Here is a 12382-nt window from a genome sequence, read left to right on the forward strand (position 1 = left end):
CCGACAAAAGTCCATGAATCTACCCACAAAAAAATCAACCCATCATTCGATCTAAACTCGTTGCCGCACCTACGCCGGTCTAAGGATCTCGAAGATGGGCCCGGTGGGGAGGATCAGAAGTGGCCGGTCGATGATGCGGCCGGTCAACGGTGGCGAGAAGCTGTGGAAAGTCCAATAGGCAATAGCGACCGGAGCACCCCCGCCGGAGCCGGCGCTGGTCAAAACCGATGGGCTGCTCATACCGGGGGCGGAGGAAAGCCCGACGTGCTGCGCGGCCCAGAATTGCCAGAAAGGATTGGTTGCAGGATCGGCATCCGGACCGGGTAGTTCGGTATCGCGGGCCGCCGCTGCCGTGGACCGGACGACTCCGGAATCTTGGGCGAGCAGGGCCTGCGTCAACGCCTCGTCGTCGCCGGTGAGGAGGACCTGCAGGGGGGCGTCGCACACACTGATGAACCCCGCCTGGACCGGCAGTGCGACCCACGCCGCCCAAAGGAGCGCGGCCGCCATCAGGGCCGATCGTCGCCAGGTCAAAACCGAGTTCATCGTCGTGGTTGCCGAATCTAAGTTTGCCGGATTGCCCCAGGGAACTCACCGCCTGTTTACCGCAGGGAACTTCCCATTCATCGGTCCATTATAGGCGGGTCGAGCCGGAACGCAAGCAAAATTTTTTCAAATCGAAAAAATTTTCGCCAAACGGGGGGGCTACGCTGGATTCGCGAGCCGGCGGCGTGAGCCGGCGGTGAATTCTGGGTTGTGTTGGAGACACCTCCAGCTTACGCTGGAGGCTCCGGCGCTGGAGGTTTCGGGGATTTTGGAGCCACCAGCGTGAGCTGGTGGTGAGTCGTAGGTGGATGTTCGGCGACCGCGCAATGGGGCGAAAGCGATGCAATATTGGCTCCTCACTTGGACGGTCTACGGCACGTGGCTGCCGGGCGATCCGCGAGGTTCGGTGGCCTCCGTGCGTCGCGGCCCGGGGCCCCGCCGGGAACGTGACCGCCGCGGGGAGCCGTTCGAGCCTCCCATGCCGGGTCTGCAAGTGACGTCGGCTCGGAATCAAACCTTCTCAACCGCGGCATTGCAGGCCGATCTTGCTCGGGCGTTGCTCGACCAGTTCCTGCGGACGGCGTGTGTTCGGGCGTGGCGATTGGAGGCTGCGGCGATCATGGGCGATCATGTCCATGTGGTCATCGGCATTCCGGACGATTGCCGCCCGGAGGATGTGTTGCGCGATTTGAAGGCCTACGGCTCTCGGCGGCTGAACGGCCTGACGGGAACGGCGCGCCGCTGGTGGACGCGACGCGGTTCGCGGCGTTTGCTTCGCGACGTGAAGGCGGTGGAACATGCCGTGAATTACGTGTTACGGCAGAAGTCGCCGCTGTCGGTGTGGGTGAGGGGACAGGACACGGCCCCGCCACCGGCGTAAGGCGGTGGTGAATTGTGGGTTGTGTAACAGGCACCTCCAGCTTACGCTGGAGGCTCCGACGTTGAAACTTGTGACAAGGCACCTCCAGCTTACGCTGGAGGCTCCAACGCTGGAGGCTCAGACGCTGGAGGCGCCGACGTGGGAGGCGTCCACTGGCGGAGGCGGTGTGCGGCGGCGCGGGGGCCGGCGCGTTGCAACAACTCCAGGGCCTCGCAGACGGCAGCGGCCTGCTCTTCGGTGAAGGGGATCGCCTCGCCCGGCACAGGCGGCGAAGGCACCAATCGCCGGACCACGGCATCTAAGATCGTCGGCACATCTTCCGGCCGGTGGGCCGACACTTCCAGTCCCGGCGGGCGCTCGCCCGGCGCGGCGGCAAGATCGGCCTTGTTGTGCAGGAGCAGGGCCTGGGGGTAACAGCCCAGTAGGGCTTCGTGCTCCTCTTCCCACGGACGCGAGCGGTCGAAGACCAGGATCACGAGGTCGGCCGCCTCCGCCGTCGCTTGGGCCTTTTGAACCCCTAATTGCTCAACGGGGTGATCGGCTCGCCGCAATCCGGCGGTGTCGATCACCTCAATCGGCCAGCCGTCGGCCACCATGACGGCCGAGACGAGGTCGCGGGTGGTACCCGGGGTGGGATGGACGATGGCACGGTCGTAACCGGCCAAGGCGTTGAGCAGGCTGCTCTTTCCGACATTCGGCGGTCCCAGGATGACGACTTGCCACGGCCGGATCAAGTGCCGACCCGGCGGTATGCGCGAGGCCAGGCGACGCAGGCGTTCCGGGGCATCGGGGCTGCCTTGTTCGAGGGCTTGCGCGATCGTTTCTACCGCGGAGCGGAGGGACCCGTGGTATTGGTCGAGGAGGATACCGGCTGTGCGGAGGGTTCGGGCGTGAGCCAGGGCCGTTCGGGCGGCCGCCGCAATGGGGTCGCATTCACGACGGGAAACCCATTGTCGCCAAGTCAGGCGGGTGAATCCGTCGGCCGCGGCCGCCGCGACGAGGTTTTCCACCACGCGGGGGCCGCCGTGGCAGTGGATTTCCAGGACCAGCTCGTCGGGGCGGTAGAGCACGGCCTCCTCAGGCTCCGGGCCGCCGAAGTCCCAACGGACCAGGCGGGGGCGACTGCCCGGTGGGATTTCCACCGGTTTGCCGGCGCGGCTCCGCGCACGCCGTCGAACGGCCGTCTCGACCAGGGGGCCTTCCAGCCGGACGACGGCGATGGCGCCCGCCGCTTGGGCGGTCAGGACCGTTGCCAAGTTTTCGCGAACCATCGCGGCAGTTTGGGAGGCGTTCCGTTTCGAGAGGGCGTCGGGTTGCATCTGCGTTGCGTGCGACCAACAATGAGGGCGGCCGGGCCGCCGCAGGGGGGCCGAAAACGGGTTGAAGCCGGGAGAAGACCGTCACGTGCCGATTCGGGTTTGCTGTCCAGCCGGTCACCGCATCACGGTGCCGCGGGATTTCGCGGGCCGGGAGATGGTATGTCCGGTGTGCGGGCTGCCGTTTATTATACCGACGGAGAGGGCCGCGCCGGGGGATGGAGGCGGCCCGGAAAATCCGCCGTCGGCCGACGTCGGGGCCGGGGGGGCACCGCCGGGTGATTTCAGCGATTCCAGAGAGTCACCGCCGGCTCACGCCGGCGGCTCGGGTGATCCGCCGCCTCAGAGCAGCGACACCAGAGAGACACCGCCGGTTTACGCCGGCGGCTCGCAGAGTCCGCTGGATGAGAGCAGCGATACCAGAGAGTCACCGCCGGCTTACGCCGGCGGCTCTAGCGAGGTGCCGCGGAATGACGCCGGCGGCTCAAAGGATCCGACATCGGATGAGGGTGGGGCCTATCGGACGAATCACGGGGATTTGGCTGCCGCGAGATGGGCGGCCCTGTGGTTGTGGGCGGTGAGCGTTTTTACCCTATTGCCCGCCGCACTCGCGATGAAAGGCGGCGATACTCCGGCTTGGGCGGGTTGGCTGTCGGCCGCAGCCGTAATTCAGGCCTGCGCAACCGGCGCGACCCTGGTCTTTCCCGACTGGTCTGCGAGGCGGGCGGTGGGGTGGGGATTGGCCGGCACCGCGGCCGTGTTCGCCTACCTGACGGCGGTCGTGGGTCTCAGTCCGGCGACGCGGTCCCTCCCCTTGGATTTGGATGCCTGGCGGCGCGAGGCGACGCACTGGCTGCTCTCCCTGACGGCGGTCCACGGCACGGCAGCCTATCTGTGCTTTCGCTCGGCCGCAAAGTGGAAACGGCGGGTGGAGCTTCTCGCTCGAACTCGACGCAAGCGGCCCTCTCACCTTACGGCTGCATTTCGATCCGAAGCGTGAGCATCGCTCGCGGCGGCAGCTCGATCGGGCCGGTGACGGGCTGCAAGGATGCTTCGGCAATATTGCCGTACCATGCCCGACCTGTCTTGCCGGCAGCGAACTCGACGGTCGCCTTGCCGGGATTCGTCGCCGGGTTGAACAGACGTACGATCCAGCCGTCGCCCCGGCGGGCGGGCTTCAGCGTCTCGATGACGGCGCCCTCGGCTTGCACGCAGAACGGAAGGGCGAAGCCGGTCGGGGCGTCGGGGCGGACCGCGACGGGCAGGAGGGGGCGACTCGCCTCGATCGCAAGTTTGGCGGCGGCCGTGCCGTCGTAACCGCCCGCGTGCGGTCGCACCACGTAGGCGAACGGCGTCGGGCCTTCCTGGTCGGCCTTGTAATTCGTCTCCCAGTAATTGTTCATCACGTATGAATACAGTGTACCGCTCGGCTCGATGGTCTCCAGCCAGCCGGTCGGATCGAAGGGTTTGGGAACGTCGGTGCGGATGGCTCCGATTTCGACCAGCGGGGCGTGGACGGTGACCCAGGTCACGCCGAACTGATCGTTGGAGAGGTCGGCCCAGCGCTGGACGGTGAAGTAGTTCTTGCACGCGCCGGGCAACTGATCGGTCTCGGGGCGGACGACGGCCCAAGCGGTATCCAGGCGGAGCGCGGCCTCGGGAACTTGGAACGGGAAGGCGATGTGAACGCCCTCGGGCGTGCGGATTTTTTCCTTATCTGGGATGACCGTGACGTGCAAGGCGTCACTGTCGGCGAAAAGGCGATAGACGCGAGTTAGACTGCGGCACCCGGGAGCGGGTGACCGGACCTCGAGCGAGGCGACGAGGGGGCCTTTCTCGAGGACGCGGACCTGGACGTCGCCTTCGGCCCGTTTCGCGGCGGCGGGGTCGCGGCCCGCCACGTAGAAGAAATCGGCGAGGGCCAACCCGCCGGCTCGGTCCACGACGTCTCGGCCGGAGGGACGGTGGAGGAGCTTGGCAACGCCGCCGGTGGCCGGGTCCAGTTCCATCGTCAACACGGAGTTTTGCAGGGTAAGCCCCTCCGCTCGGGCGGCTCGGTCGGCGGAAAGGTCGGTGTGCGTCGCACTGCCGGACTTCAACACGAAACGCCGGCTGCCGAAGGCGGGGACGTCGTCGGCCCAAAACAGTAAACGGCCGTCGGCCATCCGCTCGCTGAGGACCGGTTTGCCCGACGCGTCGAAGACGGCGGAGTCGGCGGGAAGGGACGGAGTTTCCAGGACCACCGGGCCGCTTCGGCTCCAACCGCAGGTATTGAAGACTTCGATAGCGGAGGACGGGGAGTCGGCGGCCGGGCCCTGCACGGCGGCGGCAAGCAGCTCGCGGGATTGCCGATCGGCGTCCACGGCGAATTGGCGTTTGATCGCCCATTGCGACTGGGCGAAGTCGCTGTCCGGCTCGGTGATGCTGTTGTGAGCGCCCCAGGTGTGCTCGTCGTAGAGGACGACGTTGCGCCAGGCTTGATAGAAGGCCTCATCGGGATAGGCTTGCGGATTGAGCACGGCCCAGAGGGCTTCGGCCTGGGAGAGGCGTTCGGCGGCGTCGCGATTCATCGCCGTTTCGAGGGCGGACGAAGCCGCTCCATCCTCCCAGTAGGGCGTGAAGTCGCCGGAGACCGTGGGGACGGAATCGCCGTATCGCGTCTCGAAGTCGCGCATCATTTGCGAGCAGGTGGAAATGACGAGGCGCGGATAGGCGAAGCGGGCATTCCAGTCCTTGACGAAATCGGAAACGGCCACGTCCGGCGGGGCGTTGTCGCCCATGCAATGGCGTAGCTGCACCAGGTCGTAGGGATAGTCGGAGTCTTGGAGATCGCTCAAGTAATCGAGAAGTTGATCGCCGCCCAGGAAGCCCCGCCAATACCCGCGACGGGGAATCCAACAAAGGACGCTGTGCGTGCCGTCGGGAGAAAGCCAGCGGAAGGCTCGATCGCCCCAAACGCGGAGCGTGTGACCGATGCGGTGACCGCCGTTGGGCCCGATGGAAAAGTACTTAACGCCCGCCTGGCCGAACACGGACATCAAACCCCAGGTATAACCGGGAACGTCGCTGATCATGGCGGAATCGACGGTTAGGCCGTAATCGCGGGAAAGGCGCTCGGCGAAGTCCACCAATCGCACCAATTCCTCGGGTCGGCAAAGGGCCGTTAGTTCGTTGCCGTAAAGGGCGTCCAGCCCGATCACACCTTCGCGAACGGCCTTCAAAAAGGCTTCCTTCTTCGCGTCATCGGCCTGCCGCAGGTAGCTATCGACGGCCCACAAGACTTCGACGTTCCACTTGAAGCGGGCTTCAGGCGGGTAGTCGGCGGACCGCGCGGCGGCTTCGATCGCCAGGTCGATGAAATGCCATTGGTCGCGCTCGACCTTGGTTTGCACCTCGGTGTAACCGATGTCCACGTGGGAGTGCGGCAACAGGTAGACCACCCACGGGCGAACCGGCACGAGCGTGATCTTTTGTTCGAGCAGCGTACGGTCGCCCAATTTGAAAGTGAACGTCGCTTCAGTGGGTTGCTCGACCCGATCGGCAGGTACCACGACTTCAGCGGAGCCTCGCTCCAGGGTACCCTGCCAAACTTGCCTGCCGTTCAGCCACGCGGTGACCTCGGCCGGGTCGGTGGCAAAGGCGGCGACTTGCACGCCCTGAACCAAGGCCTCGCCCGCCTGGACGAGGACCGGGAGCGGGCGGATGGAGCGGACGAAAACGGCGTTCCGAACCTGGTCGACCGCGGCCCCGGCCGGCCCCATCATCTCGATGCCGTCGTACAGGAACCAGCTACCCTGGTCGCCTTCCAGCGTGAGGACGTTGGAGCCTTGCTTTAGCAGATCTCCGGAAATCGGCACTTCGATGACGCACTCCTTGCCCTTGGAAGCGTCACCCCGGATGGTGTCGTCGGGGCCGCCCGCGGGCAACCGCTGCTGGAATATCTCCGAACCGTTCAGGTGGACGCGGAGGACGGGGGGAGCGCGGTCGTGCGTGTCGGTAAAGTCGAGGATCAAACGATACTCGCCGGCCGGGCGACGGCTCAGACCAAAAAAGATCGTCGCAACGTGCGGTCGGGAATTCGCCCAAACGTCCGCCGGGCCGGGATGCACGTAGGGCCAATCGGCCTTGGGATCCGAAAGACCGACGATGAAGACGGGATCGTTCTTGTATCGATCGAATTGATCGGGGGCTTGCGAGAACTCAGCCGAGTTGTTGTCGCGGACACCGATCCGCCAGAGCACTTCACCAGGCTCTTGCGCGGCGACGGTCGAAACATTCAAGGCCGCCAAGGCGAGCAAGCCGGCAGCGAACGCCATGAAGCCGAGCCGCGAGGCGCCAGCGGTTAGGTAGCGTTGGGGGGCGACATGCATGGTATCTCTCCCGGTCGAAAACGATTCAAATCCGCGGCAAAGGGCGCATCGCGATCCGACGGTTTGCGCTCAAGACGTTGAACTCAAGCGGTCCGCGAAACTCCGCCAATGTCGCCTAATGTATCGTGGCCGGATGGGATCAGCAAGCAAAGCCGTTTCCGTTCCGAAAGCGATCGGGGAGCGAAGGACGCAGCGGAGTTCTTGGGGAGTGCCGAAGCCCCTGAGTCGCGAGATGAGAAAAAAAGCGGGAAGGCGGGCAAAAACGTCGTCAGGCTCGGCTCAAATGTAGTACATGGCGGTATCGTAGCGGCGGGCGTCTTCGAGTAGTTGGGCGAAGGTGATGGATTCGAGTAGTTCCCTCTCCTTGCGATACACGCCGCGCCAGGCATCGATCAGTGCCTTGACGGCAGGGGATTCGGGCGACGCTCCGGTGACCATCGCTTCCTGGTCATCCCGGTTGCCCTCGACGATATCCATCACACGACCGAGGCTCAAGTTACTCGGGGGCACGACGAGGCGGTATCCCCCGGCCGCGCCCCGCGTGCTCTCCACGATGCCCGCCCCCTTCAATTGCAGGAGAATCTGCACCAAGAAACGGGCAGGAACGCTGTGCCGCTCGGCGATCTTGCGAATGCGGACGGGCTCGCCGGATTCGTAGCGTGCCGAAAGTTCCAGCAGGGCGACGCAAGCATATTCCGTCTTGGCGGAAATCTTCATCACGGCCTCATCCGAGATTCATGGAAGGCATTCTGATCGCGAAAGGCTCCGACCTCGCTCGATCGCTTATAGGCTGCCGAATTGCGTCGGCGGAGGGGGCGGCGGATCATCGGAAAGGTGAAGCCCGCACTCCGTCTTGCCGGTTCCGCTCCACCTCCCGGCCCGTTCGTCCTCTCCCAGGAGGACGGGCCGCGTGCAAGGCCGACAACCAATGCTGGGGTACCCCTGATCGTGCAAGGGATTATAGGGAATCTTTTCGTCCAAAATGCGTTGCCACACCTGCCCTTTCTTCCAATTGGCCAGGGGATTGATTTTGACCAGGCCGAACTTTTTGTCCCAACCGACGATCGGGGCGTTGGCACGATGGGGACTTTGATCGCGCCTAATTCCGCTGATCCACGCCCGATAGCCGACGACCTCGCGCCGCAGCACCTGGATTTTTCGGTCGAAGCAGCAACGGTCCGGATTGGTCTTGTAAAGCGGCCCGCCGTGCAATCGCTCATATTCTTCGACCGAGGTTTCGGGCTTCGCCAGTTCGACCGCGATACCCAAGTCCCGTGCAATTCGATCTCGCAACTCCAGAGTTTCCTGAAATTGATACCCTGTATCAAGATTGAAAACCCGAACCCGGGACTCGATTTTGGCCAGGATCGAAAGGATGACGCAACCCTCGGGACCGAAGGCCGTGGCCATGGTCAGTTGCGGGAAAAAAATCTTCACCGCCCATGCTAAGATCTCTTCTGCGGAGGCACCTTCCAGCAGTCGGCTCACTTCCGCAAGGCGGTTCAAGTCGTCTTCGCTCGGACAGCCGACCTCTCCGGGTGCCCGTACCGGTTCGATGCTGGGAAAACGCCAATCGAGGACCGAGGAATCCGGAGACGATTGGTTTTCCAAAGCAGCCTCAGGTAAATTGTCAGCTTCTTTAGCGATTTTATCAAGCATGGCCGAACAAATCATATCAAGTCATATCAGGATCGCCACTGTGATCGTCACGGCGATACACGAGGAAAATGACTTCGCACGCTTGCGCACTGTGGGTTCGCAAGCCTTGCGCGACCTACTCCACAACTACCTCATCGTCAAAACCACGACACAATATTGTACTAAGTTTGTCAACTAAGTCAAATATAGCCCTGTGAGGGAATTCCCGAATCGCCCGAGCGAAATTACCTTCAGGGGCGGCTGTCGGCGGGAGGCTGTCTTCGGCAGATAGCAAGGCGGCCCTGGTGTACGGAAACAACTCATTGACGGTACGACATTTCCGAACGGGCGAAGCCCTGACTTATCCCCACTTTTCGGCCTCGGCTAGAAGCGCGCGGAGCAACGCGGAAAGTGCTTGCCTGGCCGTGAGTTCCGGTCGCCGGATCATCTTCCGCCCGATGAAGAAGACCCCGCAGGCTTGCGGATGATTGCTGCTGCACCACATGCCCGCGGGATACTGCCTCAGCGCGGTCAAGCCGACGCCCACGAGCAGCCAGTAGGCGAGCGTCAGAATGAGCAGTAACCGGTCGAACCGGTCGGGCCGCGTGATCTGCGTGTTGCGCAACGCCCAGCCGTGGCGGCGATTCTTCTCGTCGCGGAACAGTTCCTCGATCGTCATCCGCCGACCATACAGCTTCGTCAGCTTTGGGACCGAGTAAGGCAGGTCGGTCATCAGGAACCAGCACTCGTCGCGGTGCTTCGGCAGTCCCCGTTTCCAGCACACCGCCACGTGCTGCGTCACCGGATCCCGCTTGCGGAATTGCACGTCGCGCAGCAGCCGTTGGGTGCCGCGTTGCACCGGCAAGACCTCCAGTTTTCCCCGGAATTGATGGCACGTGACATACACGTTCGGCTTGATGCGGATCACGTAGTGAAAACCCAAGTCCTGGCAGGTTCGGGCCAACTCCGTGCGTCCAAAGCCCCGATCGGCGACCACGATCCCCGTGATCCACTCCGGCAGCAGGGACTTCAGCAGTCGCAGCAAGCCTTCTTCCAGGTTGTTCTGGCTCTTGTACAATTCCCACTTTTCGTAACTGGCCCAGAGCAACGGCACGCCGCGGCCGCGAATGACCGCGGCCGCCATCAGCGTGCAGAACCCACGGACCTCGGTCCAATCCAGCGTCACCACCAGCGGACGCTTCTTCCAGTACTTGCGACAGTGGAGCAGCCAGCGGAGCGGCCCTTGCATGGCGTCGCTGATCTGCACGCGATGGTTGGCCGTAAAACGCCAGGCCCGCTTGATGCCGTGCTTGGCGGCCCCCTCGCCCTGTTCGGCCAGCAGCCGGCCCAGTTCCGACAGGCTCACCCGGCCGATCTGTAGGGCCACGGACACCAAATCGCCCAGAGTTTTGCTCTGGCTCTTTCGCAGCCCGACACATACACTGGTGATCCACAGCACGGCTTCCATTGCTTTCATGGCGGTTCCCTCCGCTGCTCGTGGTTGAGTTGAGGTGTTTTTTCTCTGCAACTCTATACCACATCAGGGCTTTCGAGGGACCGCCAATTTTTCTGCGCGGCACGCCGAAAAGTGGGGATAAGTCAGGGCGAAGCCCGGTTGAATTCTGCGACACCCAGCCCCATAAAATACGGAAGGAGGAGGGGACCCGTTATGGATTCGCTTCAAGGTCGATTCCTGATTGCCGCGCCGCAGCTAGTGGATCCGAACTTCATCCGCACCGTCGTGCTGATGTTGGCCCATACTCCCCAAGGGGCGCTCGGTTTGGTGTTGAATCGGTTGCATCCCAAAACCGTTAAAGAGTTGTGGGAACAAGTTTCACAGCGCCCGTGCAAGGTGGATCGTCCTTTGAACTCGGGCGGCCCGGTCAGCGGCCCGGTTCTGGCGCTCCATCGGCGGAGCGATTGTGCGGACGCGGAAGTTCTGCCCGGACTATATTACTCGGCCCAGCGAGAAAAGCTCGAGCAATTACTGGCCGAGGAGAGTCAGGACGTTCGCTTGTTTCTCGGGCATTCCGGGTGGGCAGGCGGTCAATTGGAAAACGAGTTGGCTCAAGGGGCCTGGTTCGTTCTGCCGGGGAATGTCGAGTTGGTCTTCGGCCCGGTGGAAGGCCCGGCCCTGTGGCAACTATTGCTGCACACGGCGGGACGGATGGTTCTTCGGCAGGTCATCCAGCCTCGCCACGTCGCCCCGGATCCGTCGCTGAATTGAATGTCTCCGGAGATGGTGTTGCATCGGATCGGCGAACCTTGCCTCACGGGTTCCGGTGCCCACTTGCCGGAGTCCACGGGCGGAACCCCGACGGCTCTTGAAAAATTCTTACGAAAGGCGAGCCAAGGCGGAACGCAGGCTGTCCGCTAGGACTTGGTATTCAGCGTCCATCTCCAATCGGCCGCGGCGAGGTGAGTCGCCCCCGGATTCACGCGTATCCGCCGCCGCTTCGGAGTCCTCCCCGGAGATGGGTACGGCTTCCCGACCGTTGTGCAGGTAGCTGCAATTCCGGCCGCCGTGTTTGGCAGCGTAGAGGGCCTCATCAGCCCGCCGAATCAGGGCCTCAGGCGGCTCGTCGTCGGTAATACTTGCGAAACCGCAACTGACGCTCACGCGCACCCATTCGGTATCTTTCCCGACCCTGATCTCCGACACGGCCCGGCGGATCCGCTCGACGGTTCGGGTGACGTCCTCCGAGTCGGCACCGGGACAAAGAACGGCGAATTCCTCGCCTCCGATTCGCGCCGGCAAATCGGTCTCGCGCACCGTGCGTTGCAGTATTCGTGCCACGCGAATCAGCGCCTCATCTCCCACAAGGTGACCGAAGCGATCATTGATTTGCTTGAAATGGTCCAAATCCATCAGCACCACGCTGAACGGTTGGCGCGTGCGACGCCAAGCGGCGAATTGCCGCGATAGCTCGCCGTCGAAAGCTCTGCGATTGGCCAGACCCGTCAGCGGGTCGGAATGGGCCTGGCTCCATTGTTCCTCGATCCGCTTGGCCTGCTCGGCGAGTTGCGATTCCGCACCGGCAAGGCGTTCCTGGAGCATCTGATTGGCAGCCACGAGGCGTCGCACCGCGTCCAAGACGGCCTCATCCAAAGCGTCGGCTTGCGGCAATAGGAGAAAGTCTTGGCTGGCGGTCTCCAAAAACCGGCGGTAGTCGGCCACGTCATTCTCGATGCGCCGCGTAATCCCCCGAATCTGCCGCAGCACGGCACGGCGCCCCTCGGAGCTTGAAGCCCGGCCATGGGAATCCGCCCGAAAATACCGCTCCAACAGTCGACCCAATACGATGCCCACGGCAAGCTGTACAGCGCCGAGCAAGATCCCAAGCAAAACGTAGTTGATAGCAGCCGGCATGAGAGAACCTTCCGACGGACCCACGCACGCCGCGCAGCGGAACCGGCAAGACGGAGCAATACCGGGAAAGCCTGCGACAGGCCGCGCGAACCGACTTGAATGCCGATTCAACTCTCTTCCCGTAGCTTAGCTTTTTTGCAAACGGACTTCATCTTCCCAAGAGCCGGGAATAACCGCGGAACCGAACGGATTCCTAAATCCTGAAAGAAGCAACCTTGACCTACCCCCGCGAAACCCCGACCGTGATTTGGCCATGTTGCAA

The 12382-nt window shown here is 63.3% G+C and carries 10 protein-coding genes; 3 read left to right on the forward strand and 7 right to left on the reverse strand.

The features are described from left to right. Positions 1-69: 69 nt before the first annotated feature. The gene (locus ACZ5B4_RS01670) at positions 70-546 is read right to left on the reverse strand and encodes a hypothetical protein (RefSeq protein WP_464912705.1); all 477 of its coding nucleotides are present in this window, start codon (positions 544-546) and stop codon (positions 70-72) included. A 340-nt stretch (positions 547-886) separates the two neighbouring features. On the opposite strand from ACZ5B4_RS01670, the gene ACZ5B4_RS01675 reads away from it, so the two are divergent. Next, the gene (locus ACZ5B4_RS01675) at positions 887-1426 is read left to right on the forward strand and encodes a transposase (RefSeq protein ID WP_464912706.1); all 540 of its coding nucleotides are present in this window, start codon (positions 887-889) and stop codon (positions 1424-1426) included. A gap of 89 nt (positions 1427-1515) precedes the next feature. Here ACZ5B4_RS01675 and ACZ5B4_RS01680 read toward each other — a convergent pair whose 3' ends face one another. Further along, positions 1516-2697 carry a GTPase gene (locus ACZ5B4_RS01680; RefSeq protein WP_464912707.1) on the reverse strand — a complete coding sequence of 394 codons (1182 nt, stop codon included), beginning with the start codon at positions 2695-2697 and terminating at the stop codon, positions 1516-1518. A gap of 583 nt (positions 2698-3280) precedes the next feature. On the opposite strand from ACZ5B4_RS01680, the gene ACZ5B4_RS01685 reads away from it, so the two are divergent. After that, positions 3281-3742 (forward strand): hypothetical protein, encoded by a 462-nt coding sequence (locus ACZ5B4_RS01685; RefSeq protein WP_464912708.1) that lies wholly within the window; start codon positions 3281-3283, stop codon positions 3740-3742. Here ACZ5B4_RS01685 and ACZ5B4_RS01690 read toward each other — a convergent pair. The 4 genes from ACZ5B4_RS01690 to ACZ5B4_RS01705 all read right to left on the reverse strand — a co-directional run bounded on the left by ACZ5B4_RS01690 (position 3714) and on the right by ACZ5B4_RS01705 (position 10227). Next, positions 3714-7112, reverse strand: coding sequence for a polysaccharide lyase family protein (locus ACZ5B4_RS01690; RefSeq protein ID WP_464912709.1), 3399 nt, complete (start codon positions 7110-7112; stop codon positions 3714-3716). The genes ACZ5B4_RS01685 and ACZ5B4_RS01690 overlap by 29 nt on opposite strands. Before the next feature lie 279 nt (positions 7113-7391). Then, a complete protein-coding gene (locus ACZ5B4_RS01695) occupies positions 7392-7829 on the reverse strand; it encodes an RrF2 family transcriptional regulator (protein ID WP_464914042.1) in 438 nt (145 codons plus the stop codon). A 66-nt stretch (positions 7830-7895) separates the two neighbouring features. After that, on the reverse strand, positions 7896-8771 hold the full coding sequence (locus ACZ5B4_RS01700) for a phosphoadenylyl-sulfate reductase (RefSeq protein WP_464912710.1): 876 nt from the start codon (positions 8769-8771) through the stop codon (positions 7896-7898). 340 nt (positions 8772-9111) lie between these two features. Further along, positions 9112-10227, reverse strand: a complete 1116-nt coding sequence (locus ACZ5B4_RS01705; protein WP_464912711.1) for an IS4 family transposase — start codon at positions 10225-10227, stop codon at positions 9112-9114. 192 nt (positions 10228-10419) lie between these two features. Here ACZ5B4_RS01705 and ACZ5B4_RS01710 point away from each other — a divergent pair, with 192 nt between their 5' ends. After that, the gene (locus tag ACZ5B4_RS01710) at positions 10420-10977 is read left to right on the forward strand and encodes a YqgE/AlgH family protein (RefSeq protein WP_464912712.1); all 558 of its coding nucleotides are present in this window, start codon (positions 10420-10422) and stop codon (positions 10975-10977) included. A gap of 108 nt (positions 10978-11085) precedes the next feature. Here the strand turns inward: ACZ5B4_RS01710 and ACZ5B4_RS01715 are convergent, their stop codons facing one another. After that, positions 11086-12120, reverse strand: coding sequence for a GGDEF domain-containing protein (locus ACZ5B4_RS01715; RefSeq protein ID WP_464912713.1), 1035 nt, complete (start codon positions 12118-12120; stop codon positions 11086-11088). Between the last annotated feature and the right edge of the window lie 262 nt (positions 12121-12382).

The organism is Thermogutta hypogea (assembly GCF_055386265.1).

Coding starts and splice junctions, on each gene's coding strand:
- ACZ5B4_RS01670 (WP_464912705.1), bottom strand. CDS start 546: ATGAACTCGGTTTTGACCTGGCGACGATCGGCCCTGATGGCGGCCGCG.
- ACZ5B4_RS01700 (WP_464912710.1), bottom strand. CDS start 8,771: ATGCTTGATAAAATCGCTAAAGAAGCTGACAATTTACCTGAGGCTGCT.
- ACZ5B4_RS01710 (WP_464912712.1), top strand. CDS start 10,420: ATGGATTCGCTTCAAGGTCGATTCCTGATTGCCGCGCCGCAGCTAGTG.
- ACZ5B4_RS01705 (WP_464912711.1), bottom strand. CDS start 10,227: ATGAAAGCAATGGAAGCCGTGCTGTGGATCACCAGTGTATGTGTCGGG.
- ACZ5B4_RS01675 (WP_464912706.1), top strand. CDS start 887: ATGCAATATTGGCTCCTCACTTGGACGGTCTACGGCACGTGGCTGCCG.
- ACZ5B4_RS01695 (WP_464914042.1), bottom strand. CDS start 7,829: ATGAAGATTTCCGCCAAGACGGAATATGCTTGCGTCGCCCTGCTGGAA.
- ACZ5B4_RS01715 (WP_464912713.1), bottom strand. CDS start 12,120: ATGCCGGCTGCTATCAACTACGTTTTGCTTGGGATCTTGCTCGGCGCT.
- ACZ5B4_RS01680 (WP_464912707.1), bottom strand. CDS start 2,697: ATGGTTCGCGAAAACTTGGCAACGGTCCTGACCGCCCAAGCGGCGGGC.
- ACZ5B4_RS01690 (WP_464912709.1), bottom strand. CDS start 7,112: ATGCATGTCGCCCCCCAACGCTACCTAACCGCTGGCGCCTCGCGGCTC.